The organism is Microbacterium sp. SORGH_AS_0421 (genome assembly GCF_030818635.1).
Lineage (GTDB): Bacteria > Actinomycetota > Actinomycetes > Actinomycetales > Microbacteriaceae > Microbacterium.
In genome coordinates this window covers 2,902,590-2,923,307 of the sequence record NZ_JAUTAO010000001.1, presented here as the reverse complement: position 1 = coordinate 2,923,307, position 20,718 = coordinate 2,902,590, and the positions used below count along the sequence as shown (strand labels likewise).

Below are 20,718 nucleotides of genomic sequence, written 5' to 3'. Positions count from 1 at the left end.
CCGTCGAGAGGTTCCTCCATGGTCTCGTTCTCCCGTCTGTTCGATCTCGCTTCCAAGGCTGCGGGCAAGGCCTCGTCGTCGCAGCGCACGCCGGGCGCCGCCGGCGGCAAGGACTGGCGCGACATGGTGCGCTCGGCGGCTGACGCGGTCACGGGCGATCGCCGCACGAATCCCCCGCACGCGGCGGCGCCGAACGGCTATGCCCCGCCCGCGTCGCAGGGCCGTTACGCCCCGCCGGCCTCTTCTCGTACGTCATCCACGCTGTCGACCGAGGACCGCGCGGCAATCGCCCGTTACGACTACCTCGTGCGCACGGCCGACCCCGATCGGGTGGAGCAGATGCACCGTGAGGCCTTCGCCCGCCTCACCCCGGCGCAACGCGCGCTGGTGAAGGAGCGGATGGATGCCGATCTGGCTCCGCACGAGCGTCCGCGCACCGACGCCGCCGATGATCTCGCGCGCACCGCTGCTCGGGCGGAGGCCGCGCGGCCCGGACGCATGTCGGGGCTGTTGGCCAAGGCCGGGCGCGGTGGCCTCGTCGGTGCCGGCATCGTGGGGGCCGGGGGACTGCTGGCCGCGGTGGCCGGCGGCGCGGTCGTCAGCGCCGTCGCCGGCCCGCTGCTGGCTCAGGCCGGGCAGTTGGGCGTCGACTTCACGGGGCTCGCGGAGGGCGTCGACCTGGAGGCCATGGCATCCGGAGTCGATCTCACCTCGCTCGCGGAGGGCACGGGGATCGGCGAGTGGGCGGGAGGCGCACAGGACGCCGTCTCGGGAGCGGGTGAGCAGATCAGCGGCTTCGGTGAGGGGCTGTCCAACCTCGACATCCCCGGATTCGGAGACTTCCTCGGGCGGTGATCAGTCGATCGCGCGGACCGGGAGCCCGGTATCGGGTCGCCCGCCTTGCTGCGGGCCGATACCGCGTGACTCGAAGGTGTTGACCATCGCGTAGGCCGCCCGTTCGAGGTAGTCCCACAGGGGTGCTTCGAACGCGGGCGGCAGGGCGATCTCGTCGACGGCCGTGCGCATGTGCCGCAGCCACCGGTCGCGGGCGTCGGGGTCGACGTGGAAGGGCATATGGCGCATCCGCAGGCGCGGGTGCCCGCGCGTCTCACCGTAGGTGGTCGGGCCACCCCAGTACTGCGCGAGGAACAGGGTCAGCCGCTCGGCTGCAGGGCCGAGGTCCTCCTCGGGGTACATCGGCTTCAGTACCTCGTCCGAGGCGACCCCGCGGTAGAACGCATCGACCAATCGACGGAAGGTGTCCATGCCCCCGACCTGGTCGTAGAAGTTCACAGTCTCGGTCATGTCTGGTCCTTGTCGTCGGCGCGCACGGCCGGGGGCGTGGGCTTGGGCGTGTCGGCTCCGGGGGCGGGAGGCAGGTCCACTACGGCGGTGGGCGTGTCGTCGCGGACGGTCTTCTTCTTCACCTTGGATGTCGAAGTGTCCGCCGCATGATCCTCCACGATCTCGGACACGTCCAGCTTGCTGCGGCGGGGCCGCCAGATGGGCCGGCTCGCGCCGACGGTGACCTGGGTCTCCTTGGTCTTGGGCGGGTGTGCGCCGCGCACGCTCTGTGCGCCCTCGGCGCCTGTCAGAACGATCGAGTTCAGCTGCGGGAGGGCGATGCCCATCGCGTCGATCGCCTTCTTCAGACGCGCGCGCAGCTCTCGGGCCACGTCGTCCTTCGCGCTCGAGCGTGTCTTCATCACGAGCCGGATGACGAGGGCATCGCCGCTGATGGATTCGAGGCCCCAGATCTCGGGCTGCTCGATGATGCGCGAGCGCCACTTCGTCTCTTTCGCCATCGTCTTCGCCGCGGTGAGCATGGCCTTCTCGACGTCGTCGATATCGGCGTCCACGGGCACGGCGAGGTCGATGATGACGCGGGACCAGCCCTGCGACATGTTGCCGATGCGGGTGATCTCGCCGTTGCGGACGTACCAGAGCGTGCCGTTGACGTCGCGGACGTGGGTGATGCGGACGCTGACGAACTCGACGATGCCCGTCGCGAGTCCGAGATCGACGACGTCGCCGATGCCGATTTGGTCTTCGGCGACGATGAAGATCCCGTTGAGGACGTCTTTGACGATGTTCTGCGCGCCGAAGCCGAGACCGGCGCCGATCGCCGCGGTGAGCAGGGTCAGCGAGGCGAGGGCGTTCGGAGCGACGATGCTGGCGATCCAGACGAGGGCGACGATCACGAGGATGACGTTCACGATGTTCTGCAGGATCGTGCCGAGCGTGCGCGTGCGCTGCACGAGGCGCACCGCGTTGAGCGGAGAGCGATCGAGGGCTTGCGTGTCGTCCACACGCGCCTTGCTCTTGGCCCCGTTGACGATGCGATCGACCACGCGCCGAATGATCAGGCGAAGCAGCCAGGCACCCACGGCCACACCCACGATGATCCCGAGGATCTGCAGCAGCGTGCCGCCGAAGCTCAGCAGCTGGCCGCCGATCCAGCCCCACGTGTCCGGGTTGGCGAGATCGCTCGGCGACGTGATCGAGGGCGACGGGGTCGGTTCGGGGTTTTCGGCGAGAACGAACATCGGCTTCAGCCTAACGACGGATGCCTCGGCGCCGGCTGAGCGTCGAGGCATCCGTGTGGACGACGCTCAGGCGTCGCGCGAGCGCAGGGCGACCCACCCCAGCAGCAGCGGGCCCACGACCCAGCCGGCCATCGTGAGGGCGGGCTCGAGGAGGTCTTGGGCACCGGGCTGCGTGAGGGAGCCCGCCGCGCTGACCGGGAGGTACTTGCCGGCCTCGACGACCCACATCCAGTCCGGACCGGCGATCGAGAACAGGCTGAGCATGATCGGCAGGACGAAGAGCACCCCCACGGTCACGGCGATCGCGCCGGCGCCGCTACGCAGCAGGAATCCGAATCCGACGCCCATGAGGGTGAAGCAGGCCATCGACAGCACGCCGAGGGCCAGTGGGACGAGGGAATCGGCCGGGCGCGCCCAATCGATGCTGGTGCCCGACAGGGGAGCGGTGGCCGCGATCGCGACGGCGTAGATGACCACCGTGGTCCCCATCATGGTGAGAGCCACGACGATCGCCTTCGCCAGCAGCACGGCGCCCCGGCGCGGCTGGGCGGTGAGCGTCGACCGGATCATCCCGGTGGAGTACTCCCCGGTCACCACGATCGCGCCCAGGATGCCGGCGACGAGCATCGTGAACTGGGTGGGCGCCAGGATGACGTTGGTTGGCGCCATGCTCCCACCCATGCCGCTGGTGGCCAGGGCGATCAAGAGCGAGATGCCGACGGACAAGGCGGCCGTGACCCCGAGCGACCACCACGTCGAGCGCAGGGTGAGGATCTTGATCGCCTCGCTCCGGAGGAGGTGGGCGAAGCTCAGACGGTGTCCGGTGGTGTGGGTGGCCCGGCGGGGAGCGGCGGCGAGAGCGGTCATGCGATCTCCTTGGTCTTGTACTCGACGGAGTCGTCGGTGAGGGCGAGGTAGGCGTCTTCGAGAGATCCGACGCGCGGGCTGAGCTCGTAGAGGGGGATGCCGTGAGCTGCGGCGATGTCGCCGACGGTCTTGGGGGTGATCCCGGTGATCTGGGCCGCGCCCGGTTCGACGGCCGAGATGGTGGCATCCGGGATCTCGAGGGCGGTGACGAGCTCGCCCAGGCGAGGAGAGCGCACGAGCAGTGTGGTCGTGGTCCAGGTGCGCACGAGTTCGGGCAGGGGCGCGTCGGCGAGCACGCGGCCGCGACCGAGGACGATCACGTGATCCGCGGTCTGCGACATCTCGCTCATCAGGTGGCTCGACAGCAGCACCGTGCGACCCTCGGCGGCGAGGTGCCGCACGAACTGGCGCACCCAGCGCACTCCCTCGGGGTCGAGGCCGTTGACCGGCTCGTCGAGGATGAGCGTGTGCGGGTCGCCGAGCAGGGCCGCTGCGATCCCGAGCCGCTGGCCCATGCCGAGCGAGAATCCGCCTGCGCGCTTTCCGGCGACGGTGCCGATACCGGTGAGCTCGATGACCTCGTCGACGCGCTGCGCACCGATGCCGTGCGTGGCGGCCATCGCGCGAAGGTGGTTGCGCGCTGATCGGCCGGTGTGGACGGCCTTCGCATCCAGCAGCACGCCGACCTCGGTGAGGGGGGAGCGCAGCTGACGGTAGTCCTGGCCGCCCACGGTGACGCGTCCCGCGGTGGGGCGGTCGAGCCCCACGATCATGCGCATCGTCGTCGACTTACCCGCACCGTTCGGTCCGAGGAAGCCGGTCACCCGGCCCGGGGCCACCGTGAACGAGATGCCGTCGACGGCGGTCTTGTCGCCGTATCGCTTGGTGAGGTTCTCTGCAACGATCATGCCTCCACGCTATGAAGCACGCCTCAGCCACCGCGTCCCTCGAAAGGATGACTCGCGCCGTCGCGAGGATGATCCCGAGAACGACGAATGCCCCCTCCCCGGAGGGAGAGGGCATTCGATCGGGGCGGACGCTCAGGCTGCGTCGCGCTCCTGCACGGCCAGCGCGCGCTCGACACCGGCGAGGTTCTCACCGACGAGGCGACGCAGCGCGGGCGCGGCGTCGGCGTTCTGCGACAGCCATGCGCGCGTCGCGTCACGCAGAGCCGTGTTCGCCAGCGCGGCCGGGTACAGCCCCACGATCAGGTAGTTCGCGATCTGGTAGCTGCGCGACTCCCAGATGGGCAGCAGCATCGCGAAGTACGGCTCGACGAAATCGGCGAGCACATCGACCGTCGCCGGGTTCGTGAAGCCGGCAGCCGTAGAGCGAACGATCGTGTTGGGGGCGTCGGTGCGCTCGATGAGCGAGTCCCAGGCCTCCTGCTTCGCCGCGTGCGAGGGCAGCGACGCCTTGGCCATGGCCGCAAACTCGCCGCCCTTGGCGGTGTTGTCGGCGGCGCGGGCTTCGTCGATGTCAGCGGCGGTTGCGGCACCCGCGGAGGCGAGCGACACCAACAGCTGCCACGACAGGTCGGTGTCGATCTCGAGGCCCTCGAGCGTCGTGTCGCCCTCGCGCAGGGCCCGCACCGTCTCGGCGTGCGCCGGGGTGGTGGCGGCCGAGGCGAAGGCGGTGACGAACTGCAGCTGGCTGTCGCTGCCGGCCTCCGCCGCCTGCGCGAGTGCCCAGAGCCCGTCGGCGACGCGCTCGCGCGCGGCCTCGCGGGTCGTCGGGGCGACGTAGGAGTTGGCGGCGAGCTGCAGCTGACCGAGGGTCGTGCGCACGGTGGTCGACTCGGTCTCGGAGCCGATGTTCTGCAGGACGAGGTCGAGGTAGTCGGTCGCGGAGGACTCGGCATCCCGGGTCTGATCCCACGCCGCGCCCCAGACGAGCGAGCGTGCGAGGGGGTCGGAGATGTCCTTCAGGTGCGCGATGGCCGTGGCCAGCGAACGCTCGTCGAGGCGGATCTTCGCGTAGGCGAGGTCGTCATCGTTGAGCAGCACGAGATCGGGGCGACGGATGCCGCGCAGCTCCGCGACCTCGGTACGGTCCCCGTCGACGTCGATCTCGACCCGGTGCACGCGCTCGAGCGCCCCCGCGTCGTTCAGCGAGTAGAAACCGACTCCGAGGCGGTGCGGACGAATCGTCGGGTAGTCCGCCGGGGCGGTCTGCACGATGGCGAAACGCGTGATCGTGCCGTCGGGGCCCTCTTCGATGAGCGGGGCGAGGGTGTTGACGCCCGCCGTCTCGAGCCACTTCTTCGACCAGTCGCCCAGGTCGCGACCGCTGGTGGCCTCGAGCTCGACGAGCAGGTCGCCGACCTCGGTGTTGGACCACTGGTGCTTCTGGAAGTACGCGGCGACACCGGCGAAGAACTGCTCGATGCCCACCCACGCGGCGAGCTGCTTGAGAACCGAACCGCCCTTGGCGTACGTGATGCCGTCGAAGTTCACCTGCACGTCTTCGAGGTCGTTGATCTCGGCGACGACCGGGTGGGTCGAGGGCAGCTGGTCCTGACGGTAGGCCCAGGTCTTCTCCATCGCGTTGAAGGTCGTCCATGCGGCCTCCCACTCGGTGGCCTCGGCGGTGGCGATGGTGGACGCCCACTCGGCGAACGACTCGTTCAGCCAGAGGTCGTTCCACCACTTCATGGTGACCAGGTCGCCGAACCACATGTGCGCGAGCTCATGCAGGATCGTGACGACGCGGCGCTCCTTGACGGCGTCGGTCACCTTGCTGCGGAAGACGTAGGTCTCGGTGAAGGTCACCGCGCCCGCGTTCTCCATCGCGCCGGCATTGAACTCGGGCACGAAGAGCTGGTCGTACTTCGCGAAGGGGTAGGGGAAGCCGAACTTGTCCTCGAAGTAGGCGAATCCCTGACGGGTCTTCTCGAAGACGTAGTCGGCATCCAGGTACTGCCACAGGCTCTTGCGGGCGAACACGCCGAGCGGGATGACGCGGCCGTCGGCGCTGGTGAGCTCGCTGTAGGTGGCCTCATAGGGGCCGGCGACGAGGGCGGTGATGTACGAGGAGATGCGCGGGGTCGCGGGGAAGTCCCAGCGGGCGGTGTCGTCGGACACGGGGACCGGGTCGGGAGTCGGCGAGTTCGAGACGACCTTCCAGCGCGCGGGGGCGGTGACCGAGAAGGTGAACTCGGCCTTGAGGTCGGGCTGCTCGAACACCGTGTACATACGGCGCGAATCGGGCACCTCGAACTGCGAGTACAGATACACCTCGCCGTCGACGGGGTCGACGAAGCGGTGCAGGCCCTCACCGGTGTTGGTGTACTCGCAGTCGGCCTCGACGACGAGTTCGTTCTGCGCGGCGAGGTCGTCGAGCGCGATGCGAGAATCGGCGAACACCGTGGCGGGGTCGAGCGAACGGCCGTTGAGCGTCACCGAATGCACCGTGCGCGCGACGAGGTCGATGAAGGTCGACGACCCCTCGGTAGCGGCGAAGGACACGACGGTGCGGGAGGAAAACACCTCTTCACCGCGGGTGAGGTCGAGCTGCACATCGTAGGAGTGCGTGTCGACGATCGCGCGGCGCTCCTGCGCTTCGATGCGGGTGAGGTTCTCTCCTGGCACTGGCGTACTCCCGGGGATCTGGGTGGAATTGTCGCGGGTGACGCGGTTGACGTCGCTGACAACCGTATAAGCCTAGTAGCGAGATATCTCGCCTCGCGCTCGTCAGCCAGGTGGGAAGATGTGATCGTGAGCACGACCGACACGGACACCAGCCCTGACACCGTCCTTTACGCGTCGTCCGCCGCAGCGTCCGGACCCAAGTGGGTCGAGACGCCGGTGGCATACGACGGCATCCTCCTCGCCGGCTTCGGCGGGCCCGAGGGCCAAGACGACGTCATCCCGTTCCTGCGCAACGTCACGCGCGGGCGCGGCATCCCCGACGAGCGCCTCGAAGAGGTGGCACACCACTACCGGCACTTCGGCGGCGTGAGCCCGATCAACCAGCACAACCGCGAGCTGAAGGCCGCGCTCGAAGCCGAGATCGCCGAACGAGGCCTGGGTCTTCCGGTCTACTGGGGCAACCGCAACTGGGAGCCGTATCTCGAAGAGGCCGTGACAGAGGCAGCCGAGGCCGGAGACACGACTCTGCTGGCCATCGCGACGAGCGCCTACAGCTCGTTCTCGAGCTGCCGCCAGTACCGCGAGGACTACGCGCGCGTTCTCGAGGCGACCGGCCTCGGCGAGACGGTGACCATCGACAAGGTCCGCCAGTTCTTCGACCACCCCGGCTTCGTCACCACGTTCGTGCGTGGAGTGACGGATGCCGTTTCGGCGTACGTCGCCGACGGAATCGCGCCCGAGAAGATCCGTGTGCTGTTCTCGACGCACTCCATCCCCACCGCCGACGCGCAGCGTTCGGGCCCCCGCGACGTCGACTTCGGCGAGGGCGGGGCCTATGAGGCGCAGCACAAGGCCGTCGCCGCGTTCGTCATGGCCGAGGTGGCCGCCGCCGTCGCCGACGTCGAGTGGGAGCTCGTCTACCAGTCGCGCTCGGGCCCGCCCACGCAGCCCTGGCTCGAGCCCGACGTCAACGACGTCATCGCGGAGCTGCCCGGGCGCGGCGCCGAGGCCGTGGTGATCGTGCCGCTCGGCTTCGTCAGCGACCACATGGAGGTGCTCTGGGACCTCGACACCGAGGCCATGGAGGCGGCCGAAGAAGCCGGTATCCGCGCGGTGCGCACGCCGACTCCGGGCATCGACCCGGCGTACGTCTCGGGCTTGGTCGACCTCGTGGAAGAGCGGCTGAAGGGCACGCCGAAGTCCGAGCGACCGCACCTCACCGACCTCGGTCCCTGGTACGACGTCTGCCGCCCCGGATGCTGCGAGAACATCCGTGCCGGCTTCAAGCCCGTCGCCGCGGGGCTGCGCCCCTGACCATCCTCGACGCCGCCCGTTCCTTTTGAGGAGCGGGCGGCGTCGTCATGTCCGCCCGCGATGTCGGACCCTCTCAATAGACTTGCCGCATGCGTATCCACATCGGCACCGATCACGCCGGTCTCGAGTTCTCCACCCAGATCCAGCACCACCTCGCCGAGCAGGGCCACGAGGTCATCGACCACGGTCCGATCGAGTACGACGCTCTCGACGACTACCCCTCGTTCTGCATCCGCGCAGCTCAGGCGGTCGTCCGCGACCAGGCCGCGGGCGTCGACGCCCTCGGGGTCGTGTTCGGCGGTTCGGGCAACGGCGAGCAGATCGCCGCGAACAAGGTGCTCGGAGTGCGCGCCGCGCTGGTGTGGAACATCTCCACGGCAGAGCTCGCCCGCGAGCACAACGACGCCAACGTCATCTCGATCGGTGCGCGTCAGCACACCTTCGACGAGGCCGCGTCGTTCATCGACCGTTTCATCGCCACCCCCTTCTCGGGCGAAGAGCGCCACGCGCGCCGTATCGGCCAGCTCGCCGCCTACGAGCAGGACGGGGTGCTGTTGCCCGACCCTCGCGCCGGCGAGAAGCCGAACACGATGACCGACGCCAGCGACTCGTTCGACCCCGAGGCAGGCTGATGCCCGAAGGGCATTCCGTCCACCGCATCGCGCGTCAGTTCCAGCGCAACATCGTGGGCCGGACCGTCGCGGCATCCAGTCCTCAGGGGCGTTTCGTCGAGGGTGCTGCGGTGATCGACGGTCGCGAGGCGCTCGAGGTCCGCGCCGTGGCGAAGCAGATGTTCCTCCGGTTCGACGGCGACGTGTGGTTGCGCGTCCATCTCGGCATGTACGGCGCGTGGGACTTCTCGGGTGAGGTGGTCGTCGACGCCACGATCGCCTCGGCCAACGGCCGGATGGGCCACACGAATCAGCGCGGCACCGTGCTCGACGACGAGCCCATCTTGGATGCGGCGGGCGAGAACTCGCTGAGCTCGATCGGGGCCCCGCGGCGTACTCGCGTGCGCATGTCGGAGCAGACGACCGGGCTCGAAGAGCAGACGGAGTGGCCGCCGCCGGTCGTCGGCGCGGTGCGGCTGCGTCTGCTGACCGAGACGACCTGCGCCGACCTGCGCGGACCGACCGCGTGCGCGCTGCAGACGCCCGACGAGGTGGCGGCGACGATCGCCAAGCTCGGGCCCGATCCGCTCGTCGACGACCTCGCCGAGGGCGAGGAGCAGTTCACGGCGACCGTGCGCAAGAAGCCCACGGCCATCGGCCTGCTGCTCATGGATCAGTCCGTCGTCAGCGGGATCGGCAACGTCTACCGCGCCGAGTTGCTCTTCCGCGCACGGCAGAACCCGCACACCCCCGGTCGCGACGTGCCGGAGGAGGTCGTCCGAGGGCTGTGGCGCGATTGGGCCCGGCTTCTGCCGATCGGCGTCGAGACCGGTCAGATGATGACGATGGACGACCTCGACCCCGAGGCCTACCGTCGCGCGATGGCCCACCGCGACGACCGGCACTGGGTGTACCACCGGGCGGGGCTGCCCTGCCGGGTGTGCGGGACGACAGTGCTGATGGAGGAGGCCGCGGGGCGCAAGCTCTACTGGTGCCCGAACTGCCAGGCGTAGCCGCGTGGGCGTCCGAGTCGTTGAGCCTGTCGTAGCGCCGGCTCCCCGCGTTCTAGGCTGATCCGGTGCGTCAGAACCCGAGCTTCGCGATGACCGACGTCGGTGAGATCCGCCGTCTCATCGATCTCAACCCGTGGGTCACTCTCGTCAGCCAGGGCGAGGAGGGCCTCGTCGCCTCGCACTACGCCGTCATGCTCGACGAAGACCGCGACGACCTCACGATCGTGGGGCACGTCGGCAAGCCCGACGACGCGATCCTGGGTCTCGGCGCTCGTGAACTGCTCGTCGTGGTTCAGGGCCCGCACGGCTACATCACACCGCGCTGGTACGGCGAGGTGGCGGCCGTGCCCACGTGGAACTTCGTGTCGGCCCATCTCCGTGGCATCCCGGAACTTCTTTCTCCCGAAGAGAACCTGCGCGTCCTCGACAGACTGGTCGACCGATTCGAAGGTCACGGAGACGACGCCCGCGGCCTCTACACGCTGCCGAACGACGTCACGTTCGTCGAGCGCCTCGAGCGGGGCACGGTGGGATTCCGCCTCACTCCGACGCACGTGACGGCCAAGCGCAAGCTCAGCCAGAACCGCACGGTCGAGGTCGTCGAGACGATCATCGACGGTCTGACCGCCGAGGGGCGCCACGAGCTCGCCGACGAGATGCGGCGCGCCGCCGACGCCCGGGTCCGTCCGTGATCGGCGAGGAGGCGGGGTTCGTCCGTGCGGTGCGGGTGGTCGGCCCGGGGCGGGAGTTCCTGCCCACCACCGAACCGGTCGACATCGTCGTCGCGAATGGGCGCATCGCCGACATCGCCCCCACGGGAAACCTGCGGCCCACCGGCTTCGTCGTCGACGGCGAGGGCGGGTGGCTCCTCCCGGGGCTGTGGGACCACCACGTGCACGTGTTGCAATGGGCTCTCGCCGCCGACCGCATCGCCCTCGGCGAGGTGGCGAACGCGCGCGACGCCGCCGCGATCATGGCCCTCGCTCCCGAGACCGACGGGCGCCGCATCGGCACGGGCTTCCGCGACGGCCTCTGGCCCGATTCGCCGAGCCTCGACGTGCTGGATGCCACGACCGGTGGCGTCCCCACCTATCTGATCAACGCCGACGTGCACAGCGTGTGGATGAACACGGCGGCCTTCCGCCGCGAGGGCTTCGAGCTCGTGGCATCCGGGGTCGTCGTCGAAGAGGACGCGTTCGAGATCTCGCGGCGGCTCAATGCCGTCGCCCCCGAAGTGGCGGACGCGGCCGTCGAGCGGATGGCGCACGCGGCGGCGGCGCGGGGCGTCGTCGGCCTCGTCGACCTCGACATGACCTGGAATGACGAGCCGTGGCAGCGACGTTCCGCACGCGGTTTCGACGCGCTGAGGGTGTCGTACGGAACGTATCCGCAGGACCTCGACCGCGCCATCGCCGAAGGACTGCGCACCGGCGACCCGGTCCGCGGGTCGACGAACGGGCTCGTTCGCGTGGGACCGCTCAAGGCCATCACCGACGGCTCGCTGGGGACCCGAACCGCCGCTTGCGCTCACCACTATCCGGGCGAGGTCGGCAATCACGGCCTGCTCACGGTGCCGCCGGACGAGCTCGTCGAGATGATGACGCGCGCGACGGCCGCGGGGCTGGAGTGCGCGATCCACGCGATCGGTGATCTCGCCAACGCCCACGCCCTCGACGCCTACGCCCGCACCGGCGCGGTCGGCACGATCGAGCACGCCCAGCTCGTCGCGCACGCCGACATTCCGCGCTTCGCCCGTCTGGGAGTCGCCGCGAGCGTGCAGCCCGAACACGCGCTGGATGATCGGGACATGACGGATGCCATCTGGGCCGAGCAATCCGCCCAGCCCTACCCGCTCCGCGCCGTCGCCGACAGCGGCGCCAACCTGCGCTTCGGCTCCGACGCGCCGGTCGCGCCCCTCGATCCCTGGGCAGCCATGGCGTCGGCGGTCTTCCGCACGCGCGACGGTCGGGACGCCTGGCAGCCGCACCAGCGGGTCGACATCCACACCGCCATCGCGGCATCCACCGCCGGGGGTTCGACGGCCCCGGCGGAGATTTCACCCGGCGCGGTCGCAGACCTGGTCATCGTCGGCGCGGATCCGCTCACGGCCGACGAGCGGGGCCTTCGGTCGATGCCGGTGCGCGCGACGCTCCTGGCCGGACGCGTAACGCACGGCGTCTGAACTCTTCCGCGCGGGGCTACTCGTCGCCTTGGCGCGTTCGCCGACAGGAGCCGACTCTCGGCGGCTCCCGCGTGCGGAAACGACGAAGGGGGCGATGCCGAAGCACCGCCCCCTTCGCAGAGACGTCTTACGCGGCGAGGTGCGCGAAGAGGAACCAGCGGTCCTTGTCGAGACCGCGCTTGATCTCGATCGCGACGTCCTGGCTCGACATGTCGATCTCGTCGAGGCCCTCGATGGCGGTCTCGATGTCGACGAGCACGGCGTCGATGTCGGCGATCACCGCGCGGATGACGACGTCGGACTGCGCGAAGCCGGCGGGAACCTCGGTGGCCTTGGCCTTGGCGGCGACCGTCGACAGGCGCGAGTCGATGGGAAGCCCCAGGGCGACGATGCGCTCGGCGGCCAGGTCGGCCCAGTCCTGCGCGTGGGCGACCACCGAGTCGAGCAGCTCGTGCACGCCGATGAAGTTGGAGCCGCGGACGTGCCAGTGCGCCTGCTTGCCGTTGACGACGAGGGCCTCGAGGCCGATCACGACGGGGGAGAGGAACTGGGCGGTGCCGGCGGCCATGGTGGGGTCGACGGTGGTGGCGGCGGGGGTCTGAACGGTGCTCATTTTTTTGCTCCTTAGGCGACGTTCGAAGTCTCGATGGATGCAACGCTACTCACGTGAGAGCATTCCGCAAGCAAGATGAGGCTCGGCTAAATACCTGGTGAATAGGCAAACCTCACCTACTTTCAGCACTTCCCGCGAGGGGTGCCGCACCCGGTATCGATTCGCCCAAGCCGCGTCCGCACCGGCGTCGGCGGGCGCGCAGCACGTCCGAGCAACGACCGTCGGGATTCGCTCGCGCGGGGATTGCTCGCTTTCGCACGTCGCGCCCAGCGGGTTCGTGTCGAACCCGACCCCTCGGCGGGCCGCCACACCGTTCGTCCGCGCCGAGCCTCAGACGCGTTAGCCTCGGCCCATGCCGATCGCCTCCGATGCCGCTGTCCTGGCCCTTCCCGACGCTGCTCCGAGCCTTCACGACACGGCTTTCGTGGCATCCGGTGCGCGCATCATCGGGGCCGTGACACTGCAGGAGGGGGCAAGCGTCTGGTACAACGCCGTCGTGCGCGGCGATAGTGCGTCGATCACGGTCGGACCCCGCAGCAACCTGCAGGACAACGTGTCTGTTCATGTCGACCGCGGACGGCCGGTCACCATCGGGGCCGATGTCTCGGTGGGGCACAACGCCGTCGTGCACGGCTGCACCATCGGCGACGGCACGTTGATCGGGATGGGCAGCGTCGTGCTGTCGGGGGCCGAGATCGGACCCGGATGCCTCGTCGCCGGGGGAGCGGTGGTGCTGGAGGGCGCCGTCATCCCCGCGGGCTCACTGGTCGCGGGCGTCCCCGGCAAGGTGCGTCGCGCCCTGACCGACGAGGAGCGCGACGGCATCCTGCGGAATGCGCAGACCTACCTCGCCCACACCGCTCGCCACGCCTCGGCGACACCGACCCCGGATGCCGACACCCCGCCGACATCGGTCAGCTGAGCTGTCTCGCGGCGCGCGGTCGGCGTAATCTCGCCGAATGCAGATTACGTCTCTGGAACCGAACGAGATCTTCGTCTTCGGCTCGAACGCCGCGGGCGCTCACGGGGGCGGGGCAGCGCGTTTCGCCCTGGACCGCTTCGGCGCGGTGTGGGGGCAAAGTGAGGGGCTCCAAGGCCGGTCGTACGGCATCGACACGATGTCGGGGCTCGGCGTTCTGGAAGAGCAGGCCCGGCGCTTCTTGGCGTTCGCGCGGACGCATTCCGAACTGCGGTTCCTCGTGACCGAGGTCGGATGCGGGATTGCCGGCTATCGTCCGCAACAGGTGGCGGCCTTCTTCGCGGGTGCGGGCGCGAACGTCGTGCTGCCGGAATCGTTTCAGGCTGCGCTGAGGGCGTGAGGAGAAAATCGCAACGACGAATCTCTCGCTCGCGGAATGTGGAGGGGCTGACGAGAATCGAACTCGCATCATCTGTTTGGAAGACAGAGGCTTTACCACTAAGCTACAGCCCCGGATTTTCGCGGATCTTTCGACGAACCGCGAAGTCGGACGACACCAACTCTACGACACGTCGACGCTCCTCGCGAACGCGCGACGAGACATCCAGGCGTCCTGGATGGCAAGGGGGCCGGTGAAATCGGCGGAGCCAGGGCTATCGACTAGACTTTCAGCGGTCGTTTCGTCGGCGCGTGCCGCGCGCCGCCCCGGGGCGTAGCTCAGCTTGGTAGAGCGCCCGCTTTGGGAGCGGGAGGCCGCAGGTTCAAATCCTGTCGCCCCGACGTCACGGCCCCACAGACCACAGGCCTAGCCGGCCCCCGCGTGCGCGCGGGCCACACGAGGAGAACGAACCGCATGGTCAACAGCACCGTCGAGAAGCTCAGCCCCACCCGGGTCAAGCTGCACATCACGGTTTCGCCCGACGAGCTCAAGCCGAGCATCGCCCACGCCTACGAGCACATCGCCCGCGACGTGCAGATCCCCGGCTTCCGCAAGGGCAAGGTCCCCGCTCCGATCATCGACCAGCGCATGGGCCGCGGTGCCGTCATCGAGCACGCCGTCAACGAGGGTCTCGACGGGTTCTACCGCGAGGCCGTCGAGGCCAACGAGCTGCGAGTGATCGGTCGTCCCAACGCCGAGATCGTGGAGCTCCCCGAGCTCAAGGACTTCTCCGGCGACCTGATCGTCGACGTCGAGGTCGACGTGCGTCCCGAGTTCGACCTTCCCGCGTACGACTCGATCACGGTGACGGTCGACGCCGCCGAGGTCGACGAGGCCGGCATCGACGCCGAGCTCGACCGCCTGCGCGCGCGCTTCGGCACGCTCATCACGGTCGACCGCCCCGCCAAGACGGGTGACTTCGTCGAGCTCGACCTCGTCGCCACGATCGACGGCAACGAGATCGACCGTGCCGAGGGCGTGTCGTACGAGATCGGCTCCGGCGAGCTGCTCGAGGGCATCGACGAGGCCATCGAGTCGCTCACGGCAGACGAGCAGACCACGTTCCGCTCGAAGCTGGTCGGTGGCGAGCACGCCGGTGAAGAGGCCGAGGTCTCGGTCACCATCACCGCCGTCAAGGAGCGCGAGCTTCCCGAGGCCGATGACGACTTCGCGCAGATGGCGTCGGAGTTCGACACCATCGCCGAGCTCCGCGAGTCGCTGAGCGAGCGCGTCTCGCAGCAGTCCGTGTTCACGCAGGGCTCCGCCGCGCGCGACAAGTTCATCGAGGCTCTCCTCGAGGCCGTCGAGATCCCCGTGCCCCCGCAGCTCATCGAGGACGAGGTGCACCAGCACCTCGAGGGCGAGAACCGTCTCGAAGACGACGAGCACCGCGCCGAGGTCACCGAGGCGAGCGAGAAGCAGTTCCGCACGCAGATGGTCCTCGACAAGATCGCCGAAGACGCCAACGTCCAGGTGTCGCAGGACGAGCTGACGCAGTACCTCATCCAGTCGGCCGCGCAGTACAACATGGCGCCGCAGGACTTCGTCAACGCGCTGCAGCAGGGCAACCAGCTGCCCGCGCTCGTCGGTGAGGTCGCCCGCAACAAGGCCCTCGCGATCGCGCTCGGTAAGGTTTCGGTCGTCGACACCAACGGCAAGCCCGTCGACCTGACCGGCTTCGTCGCCGTCGAGGGTGAAGAGCCCGCCGAGGGCGACGACGACGCCGACGAGGCTCCCGCCGCCGAGGAAGCTCCCGCGAAGGCTCCCGCCAAGAAGCGCGCCCCCGCCAAGAAGAAGGCCGCCGAGCCCGCCGCCGACGAGGCTCCCGCCGCCGAGGAAGCGCCCGCCAAGGCTCCCGCCAAGAAGCGCGCGCCGGCCAAGAAGAAGGTCGCCGACGAGGCCGCAGACAGCGAGTAAGTCGAGACGAGGGGGCGGATGCCGTGGCATCCGCCCCCTTTTTTTGTTCCCGGCAGCCGCGCAGGCCGCTGCGGCGTGTCGAGTGTCCAGAACACCCGGACCATCGTCGAATCGGTCCGGGTGTTCTGGACAGTCGACGGCGTGTCGGATCGGTGGCGGAGCCTGGAGCACGTGAGTGTCCAGAACACCCGGACACGTTTCAGAAGTATCCGGGTGTTGTGGACACTCAACAGGAGAGAGAGCACGTGCGATGAACGACTGGCAGAGCCGAGTGGATGCCGTCTGGGCCGACGAGGCGCTCAGCCCCGAGGCCGTGATCGAACGCATCGACGCGCTGGCTGCCGAGCGGCCCGCGGATGACGCGGTCGCGCTGTTCGAGCGAGCCGGAGCGCGTGACTCCGCCGGCGTCGAGGACGAGGCCGAGCAGCTCTATCGTCGCGCCCTCGAGCTCGGACTCGATGACGAGCGCCGCACGCGCGCGACGATCCAGCTCGCGAGCACGATCCGCAACCTCGGCAAGACCGCGGAGGCACTCGCGATGCTCGAGGCCGAGTACGAGCGCGAGCCTCATGGACCGCTGCACGATGCGGCCGCCGCCTTCTACGCGCTCGCTCTCGTGTCGAATGCAGAGCCCGAGCGGGCGGCATCCGTCGCTCTGCAGGCCCTCGCCCCGCACCTTCCGCGCTATACCCGCTCCGTGACCGGATACGCGCGAGAAATCGCCGAAGAACCGCGCTGATCCGCCCGCGGCGAACACGGCATCCCGCCCTGGAACGCGCCGGTAGATTCATTTCAGATCACGGAAGAGGAGCACACATGCCCGAACCCCTTATGGCAACGAGCGTCTTCGACAGACTGCTCAAGGACCGCATCATCTGGCTCGGTTCCGAGGTGCGCGACGACAACGCCAACGAGATCTGCGCCAAGATTCTGCTGCTTGCCGCAGAAGACCCGCAGAAGGACATCTACCTCTACATCAACTCGCCCGGTGGTTCGATCACGGCCGGCATGGCGATCTACGACACCATGCAGTTCGTGCCGAACGACATCGTCACCGTCGGTATCGGCATGGCGGCCTCGATGGGTCAGCTTCTGCTCACCAGCGGCACCAAGGGCAAGCGCTACATCACGCCCAACGCCCGCGTGCTGCTGCACCAGCCGCACGGCGGGTTCGGCGGGACGTCCAGCGACATCCAGACGCAGGCGCAGCTCATCCTCGACATGAAGCGTCGCCTCGCCGAGATCACCGCGGCGCAGACCGGCAAGAGCGTCGAGCAGATCAACGCCGACGGAGACCGCGACCGCTGGTTCACCGCCCAGGAAGCTCTCGAGTACGGCTTCGTCGACCACATGCGCGAGCACGCCACCGACGTCACCGGCGGCGGCGGAACCGCAGCGGTCTGAGCCGAGAGGAAAAGGACACCGACATGAACATCCCCACTTTCGGCGGCACCGCAGCGCACATGCCTTCGAGCCGCTACGTCCTCCCTCAGTTCGAGGAGCGCACGGCTTACGGCTACAAGCGTCAGGACCCGTACAACAAGCTGTTCGAAGACCGCGTGATCTTCCTCGGCGTGCAGGTCGACGACGCGTCGGCCGACGACGTCATGGCGCAGCTTCTCGTGCTCGAGTCGCAGGACCCCGACCGCGACATCATCATGTACATCAACTCGCCCGGTGGCTCGTTCACGGCCATGACGGCGATCTACGACACGATGCAGTACGTCTCGCCGCAGATCCAGACCGTCGTGCTCGGACAGGCAGCCTCCGCGGCATCCGTGCTGCTGGCCGCGCGGCGCCCCCGGCAAGCGTCTCGCCCTGCCGAACGCCCGCATTCTGATCCACCAGCCCGCGATGGGCGAGGCCGGTCACGGACAGGCGTCCGACATCGAGATCCAGGCGCAGGAGATCCTCCGCATGCGCACCTGGCTCGAAGAGACCATGGCGCGCCACACCGGCCAGGACGTCGCGAAGGTCAACAAGGACATCGATCGCGACAAGATCCTCTCCGCCGCCGAGGCGATGGAGTACGGCATCGTCGACCAGGTGCTCACGACCCGCAAGCGCACCCCGGCGGCCCTCACCGCCTGACGCGCTCGCGCCACGATCAGCCCCGCAGACCCGTTTCGGTCTGCGGGGCTTCGTCGTGTGGGCGGGCGCTTCGTCGTGTGCGGCGGGCCCCACGGATCGCGAGACGGCACCTCGCCGACAACCCGACGACAAGCTGCGGCGGAGATGTCGGCATGATGCAGTTTCTGGGCCGTCGGGCACCGCGTCGAGGTGGCGATCGCAGAGGTTCCGGGAGCGCGAAGATCCGGTGGGTGACCGGATGCCGTATGTCCGCCGTCGGCGATCATGACGCCGCCGCGCGCGCGAATGCCCGTGGATCACCCGGGCTCGGGTTAGGCTCGGGTAACACACCGGCGGGGGCCGGGTGACGGGAGGAACCGGCCATGGCACGTATCGGTGAGAGCGCCGACCTGTTCAAGTGCTCCTTCTGCGGCAAGAGCCAGAAGCAGGTACAGCAACTGATCGCCGGTCCGGGCGTCTACATCTGCGACGAGTGCGTCGAGCTGTGCAACGAGATCATCGAAGAGCGCATGGCCGAGTCGTCGGCCGGCGAGGTCGCCGAGTTCGACCTGCCGAAGCCGCGCGAGATCTTCTCGTTCCTCGAGGAGTACGTCGTCGGTCAGGAGCCCGCCAAGCGCGCTCTCGCCGTCGCCGTTTACAACCACTACAAGCGCGTCCGCTCGCACGGCACTCTGCAGCCCGCCGAGGCCCGTGCCGAAGAGATCGACATCGCCAAGAGCAACATCCTGTTGCTCGGACCCACCGGCTGCGGTAAGACCTACCTCGCCCAGACGCTCGCGAAGCGTCTGAACGTGCCGTTCGCGGTGGCGGATGCCACGGCCCTCACCGAGGCCGGCTACGTCGGTGAAGACGTCGAGAACATCCTCCTCAAACTGCTGCAGGCCGCCGACTTCGACGTGAAGCGCGCCGAGACCGGCATCATCTACATCGACGAGGTGGACAAGATCGCCCGCAAGGCCGAGAACCCCTCGATCACGCGCGACGTCTCGGGAGAGGGCGTGCAGCAGGCGCTGCTGAAGATCCTCGAGGGAACCGTCGCGTCGGTGCCGCCGCAGGGCGGCCGCAAGCACCCGCACCAGGAGTTCATCCAGATCGACACGACGAACGTCTTGTTCATCGTCGCCGGGGCCTTCGCGGGCCTCGAGGAGATCATCTCGGCCCGCGTGGGCAAGCACGGCGTGGGCTTCGGCGCCCCGCTGCAGCGCAAGGAAGACGCGCCCGACCTCTTTAGCGAGGCGCTTCCCGAAGACCTGCACAAGTTCGGTCTGATCCCCGAGTTCATCGGTCGCCTGCCCGTCGTGGCATCCGTCTCGCCGCTCGACCAGGACGCGCTGATGGAGATCCTCACCGCGCCGCGCAACGCGCTGGTCAAGCAGTACCAGCGCATGTTCGAGCTCGACGGGGTGCAGCTCGAGTTCGAAGAGGATGCTCTCCGCGCCATCGCCGACCTCGCCGTCCTGCGGAAGACGGGTGCGCGCGGGTTGCGTGCGATCCTCGAAGACGTCCTGGGTCCGATCATGTTCGACGTGCCCTCGGCTGACGACATCGCCAAGGTCGTCATCACCCGTGCGGCCGTCGAGGATCGCGCGCAGCCCACCATCGTGCTGGCGCAGAAGCGACGGAGCGCGTAACTCAGCTTCGCTGACATTCGACCTACGGACCGGGGGGACCGAGTGGATGTCGATACCGACCAGCTTTCGCTTGCGCAGCAGGTCTTGGAGAGGCAAGCCGGGCACGGGCAGGGGATCGGGGAACATCTCGAAACGTATGCCCGCCTGAAGGCGGGAGAACTGGGGCTGATTCTGCAGCTGTTCCAGCCGATCAGCGATGGCATCGTCGACGTCGGAAAGCGCGTCGCCGACATGTCTTCGCAGGCCTTCGTTATCGGCACCGAGCGGATGGGCGAGACCATCGACGCCTACCGCGCGGTCGAGCAGTCTGCGCGCTTGGCCGATGTCGGCCGCGCGGCCGCTGACGCAGCCCGGGCGTACCGCGAGGCCGACGAGGCCGTGGGGCGGGCGTAGTCGCTGTGATCATGCGCGGATTCGGTGAAGACGCCCACGTCGGTCCCGTCCGGTGGAACGGACTGACGCGGGGCGGGGCGCGGATGTTGGTGCACGACGACCCCGCCTCGACGGTACGCCGCGCGACCGACGCGCTCATCGCGGCGGGATTCTCCGACGGGGGTGACACCTTCGCCACGGCGATCCGGGACAGCGGGTCGGAGTGGGTCGCCCGCGACGTCCGCCTCGGCGACATCGCAAAGTCCCGGAAGCGCGGAGTCGTCGAATTCTTCGCGGACGGAACGGGCTTCGACTTCTTCCCCCGGTTCTGGAGGGGGGCCACCCCCACCGTGGTCGTTGCGTGCGCACGACGGACGCCCGAGGGCGCCGAATTGATCGTCTACCCTCATTACTCGGTGCGCGGCGGCGCGGATCGCAACGATGCGGCCCCCCTCGTCCGTCGCGCGGTGGAAGGCCTTTCGAACGCGTACAGCGCATCGGGGGCGCTCATCTTCAGCGAGAAGCTGCTGTCCATCAAGAACGACGGCTCACCGGCATCCCAAGCCGTCGTGCGCGAGGTGCTCGGCTGGCGCTGACGCACGCGGCAGGATGG

20 protein-coding genes, 2 tRNA genes and 1 pseudogene are annotated in these 20,718 nt (G+C 68.7%); 16 read left to right on the top strand and 7 right to left on the bottom strand.

What is annotated here, in order from left to right; translation table 11 throughout:
- The first annotated feature begins 18 nt into the window (after positions 1-18).
- Positions 19-855 carry a cation-transporting ATPase gene (locus QE416_RS13940; protein WP_307317053.1) on the top strand — a complete coding sequence of 279 codons (837 nt, stop codon included), beginning with the start codon at positions 19-21 and terminating at the stop codon, positions 853-855.
- Here the strand turns inward: QE416_RS13940 and QE416_RS13935 are convergent, their stop codons facing one another.
- The 5 genes from QE416_RS13935 to pepN all read right to left on the bottom strand — a co-directional run bounded on the left by QE416_RS13935 (position 856) and on the right by pepN (position 7,003).
- The gene (locus QE416_RS13935) at positions 856-1,305 is read right to left on the bottom strand and encodes a globin (RefSeq protein ID WP_307317050.1); all 450 of its coding nucleotides are present in this window, start codon (positions 1,303-1,305) and stop codon (positions 856-858) included.
- Positions 1,302-2,546 carry a mechanosensitive ion channel family protein gene (locus QE416_RS13930; protein WP_267787144.1) on the bottom strand — a complete coding sequence of 415 codons (1,245 nt, stop codon included), beginning with the start codon at positions 2,544-2,546 and terminating at the stop codon, positions 1,302-1,304. Before QE416_RS13930 ends, QE416_RS13935 begins: the two co-directional genes overlap by 4 nt.
- 66 nt (positions 2,547-2,612) lie before the next feature.
- Positions 2,613-3,413, bottom strand: a complete 801-nt coding sequence (locus tag QE416_RS13925) for an ABC transporter permease subunit (RefSeq protein WP_267787145.1) — start codon at positions 3,411-3,413, stop codon at positions 2,613-2,615.
- On the bottom strand, positions 3,410-4,321 hold the full coding sequence (locus QE416_RS13920) for an ABC transporter ATP-binding protein (protein ID WP_307317047.1): 912 nt from the start codon (positions 4,319-4,321) through the stop codon (positions 3,410-3,412). The genes QE416_RS13925 and QE416_RS13920 overlap by 4 nt, the downstream gene beginning before the upstream one ends.
- A 132-nt stretch (positions 4,322-4,453) precedes the next feature.
- On the bottom strand, positions 4,454-7,003 hold the full coding sequence (gene pepN, locus QE416_RS13915) for an aminopeptidase N (protein ID WP_307317042.1): 2,550 nt from the start codon (positions 7,001-7,003) through the stop codon (positions 4,454-4,456).
- A 126-nt stretch (positions 7,004-7,129) separates the two neighbouring features.
- Here pepN and QE416_RS13910 point away from each other — a divergent pair, with 126 nt between their 5' ends.
- The 5 genes from QE416_RS13910 to QE416_RS13890 all read left to right on the top strand — a co-directional run bounded on the left by QE416_RS13910 (position 7,130) and on the right by QE416_RS13890 (position 12,123).
- Positions 7,130-8,317: a ferrochelatase gene (locus tag QE416_RS13910; protein ID WP_210074771.1), complete on the top strand. Its 1,188-nt coding sequence runs from the start codon at positions 7,130-7,132 to the stop codon at positions 8,315-8,317.
- An 89-nt stretch (positions 8,318-8,406) separates the two neighbouring features.
- Positions 8,407-8,949, top strand: coding sequence for a ribose-5-phosphate isomerase (locus tag QE416_RS13905; RefSeq protein ID WP_210074773.1), 543 nt, complete (start codon positions 8,407-8,409; stop codon positions 8,947-8,949).
- Positions 8,949-9,941 (top strand): Fpg/Nei family DNA glycosylase, encoded by a 993-nt coding sequence (locus QE416_RS13900; protein ID WP_307317039.1) that lies wholly within the window; start codon positions 8,949-8,951, stop codon positions 9,939-9,941. Before QE416_RS13905 ends, QE416_RS13900 begins: the two co-directional genes overlap by 1 nt.
- Before the next feature lie 65 nt (positions 9,942-10,006).
- Positions 10,007-10,633, top strand: coding sequence for an FMN-binding negative transcriptional regulator (locus QE416_RS13895; protein WP_307317036.1), 627 nt, complete (start codon positions 10,007-10,009; stop codon positions 10,631-10,633).
- Positions 10,630-12,123 carry an amidohydrolase gene (locus QE416_RS13890; RefSeq protein ID WP_307317034.1) on the top strand — a complete coding sequence of 498 codons (1,494 nt, stop codon included), beginning with the start codon at positions 10,630-10,632 and terminating at the stop codon, positions 12,121-12,123. The genes QE416_RS13895 and QE416_RS13890 overlap by 4 nt, the downstream gene beginning before the upstream one ends.
- A gap of 127 nt (positions 12,124-12,250) precedes the next feature.
- Here the strand turns inward: QE416_RS13890 and QE416_RS13885 are convergent, their stop codons facing one another.
- A complete protein-coding gene (locus tag QE416_RS13885; RefSeq protein ID WP_210074780.1) occupies positions 12,251-12,736 on the bottom strand; it encodes a Dps family protein in 486 nt (161 codons plus the stop codon).
- Between the two features lie 352 nt (positions 12,737-13,088).
- Here QE416_RS13885 and QE416_RS13880 point away from each other — a divergent pair, with 352 nt between their 5' ends.
- Together QE416_RS13880 and QE416_RS13875 are read left to right on the top strand one after the other, a co-directional pair.
- Complete coding sequence (locus QE416_RS13880; protein ID WP_307317029.1) at positions 13,089-13,658, top strand: gamma carbonic anhydrase family protein; 570 nt, start codon at positions 13,089-13,091, stop codon at positions 13,656-13,658.
- Between the two features lie 37 nt (positions 13,659-13,695).
- Positions 13,696-14,055, top strand: a complete 360-nt coding sequence (locus QE416_RS13875; protein WP_267787151.1) for a hypothetical protein — start codon at positions 13,696-13,698, stop codon at positions 14,053-14,055.
- A 39-nt stretch (positions 14,056-14,094) separates the two neighbouring features.
- Here QE416_RS13875 and QE416_RS13870 read toward each other — a convergent pair.
- Positions 14,095-14,168, bottom strand: a tRNA-Gly gene (locus QE416_RS13870).
- Positions 14,169-14,361: 193 nt separating this feature from the next.
- Here QE416_RS13870 and QE416_RS13865 point away from each other — a divergent pair.
- From QE416_RS13865 to QE416_RS13830, 8 genes and pseudogenes are all read left to right on the top strand, one after another.
- Positions 14,362-14,435, top strand: a tRNA-Pro gene (locus tag QE416_RS13865).
- A gap of 73 nt (positions 14,436-14,508) precedes the next feature.
- A complete protein-coding gene (gene tig / locus QE416_RS13860; protein ID WP_210074785.1) occupies positions 14,509-16,011 on the top strand; it encodes a trigger factor in 1,503 nt (500 codons plus the stop codon).
- Positions 16,012-16,261: 250 nt separating this feature from the next.
- Complete coding sequence (locus QE416_RS13855; RefSeq protein ID WP_307317025.1) at positions 16,262-16,750, top strand: tetratricopeptide repeat protein; 489 nt, start codon at positions 16,262-16,264, stop codon at positions 16,748-16,750.
- A gap of 77 nt (positions 16,751-16,827) precedes the next feature.
- Positions 16,828-17,415, top strand: coding sequence for an ATP-dependent Clp protease proteolytic subunit (locus QE416_RS13850; RefSeq protein WP_174799692.1), 588 nt, complete (start codon positions 16,828-16,830; stop codon positions 17,413-17,415).
- A gap of 23 nt (positions 17,416-17,438) precedes the next feature.
- Positions 17,439-18,102, top strand: a pseudogene (locus QE416_RS13845) (ATP-dependent Clp protease proteolytic subunit).
- Between the two features lie 362 nt (positions 18,103-18,464).
- A complete protein-coding gene (gene clpX, locus QE416_RS13840; protein ID WP_267787156.1) occupies positions 18,465-19,733 on the top strand; it encodes an ATP-dependent Clp protease ATP-binding subunit ClpX in 1,269 nt (422 codons plus the stop codon).
- A 42-nt stretch (positions 19,734-19,775) separates the two neighbouring features.
- On the top strand, positions 19,776-20,126 hold the full coding sequence (locus QE416_RS13835; RefSeq protein WP_307317024.1) for a hypothetical protein: 351 nt from the start codon (positions 19,776-19,778) through the stop codon (positions 20,124-20,126).
- 11 nt (positions 20,127-20,137) lie between these two features.
- On the top strand, positions 20,138-20,701 hold the full coding sequence (locus tag QE416_RS13830) for a hypothetical protein (protein WP_307317022.1): 564 nt from the start codon (positions 20,138-20,140) through the stop codon (positions 20,699-20,701).
- Positions 20,702-20,718 lie beyond the last annotated feature (17 nt).

Coding starts and splice junctions, on each gene's coding strand:
- QE416_RS13940 (WP_307317053.1), top strand. CDS start 19: ATGGTCTCGTTCTCCCGTCTGTTCGATCTCGCTTCCAAGGCTGCGGGC.
- QE416_RS13935 (WP_307317050.1), bottom strand. CDS start 1,305: ATGACCGAGACTGTGAACTTCTACGACCAGGTCGGGGGCATGGACACC.
- QE416_RS13930 (WP_267787144.1), bottom strand. CDS start 2,546: ATGTTCGTTCTCGCCGAAAACCCCGAACCGACCCCGTCGCCCTCGATC.
- QE416_RS13925 (WP_267787145.1), bottom strand. CDS start 3,413: ATGACCGCTCTCGCCGCCGCTCCCCGCCGGGCCACCCACACCACCGGA.
- QE416_RS13920 (WP_307317047.1), bottom strand. CDS start 4,321: ATGATCGTTGCAGAGAACCTCACCAAGCGATACGGCGACAAGACCGCC.
- QE416_RS13905 (WP_210074773.1), top strand. CDS start 8,407: ATGCGTATCCACATCGGCACCGATCACGCCGGTCTCGAGTTCTCCACC.
- QE416_RS13900 (WP_307317039.1), top strand. CDS start 8,949: ATGCCCGAAGGGCATTCCGTCCACCGCATCGCGCGTCAGTTCCAGCGC.
- QE416_RS13885 (WP_210074780.1), bottom strand. CDS start 12,736: ATGAGCACCGTTCAGACCCCCGCCGCCACCACCGTCGACCCCACCATG.
- QE416_RS13880 (WP_307317029.1), top strand. CDS start 13,089: ATGCCGATCGCCTCCGATGCCGCTGTCCTGGCCCTTCCCGACGCTGCT.
- QE416_RS13875 (WP_267787151.1), top strand. CDS start 13,696: ATGCAGATTACGTCTCTGGAACCGAACGAGATCTTCGTCTTCGGCTCG.
- tig (WP_210074785.1), top strand. CDS start 14,509: ATGGTCAACAGCACCGTCGAGAAGCTCAGCCCCACCCGGGTCAAGCTG.
- QE416_RS13855 (WP_307317025.1), top strand. CDS start 16,262: ATGAACGACTGGCAGAGCCGAGTGGATGCCGTCTGGGCCGACGAGGCG.
- QE416_RS13850 (WP_174799692.1), top strand. CDS start 16,828: ATGCCCGAACCCCTTATGGCAACGAGCGTCTTCGACAGACTGCTCAAG.
- clpX (WP_267787156.1), top strand. CDS start 18,465: ATGGCACGTATCGGTGAGAGCGCCGACCTGTTCAAGTGCTCCTTCTGC.
- QE416_RS13830 (WP_307317022.1), top strand. CDS start 20,138: ATGCGCGGATTCGGTGAAGACGCCCACGTCGGTCCCGTCCGGTGGAAC.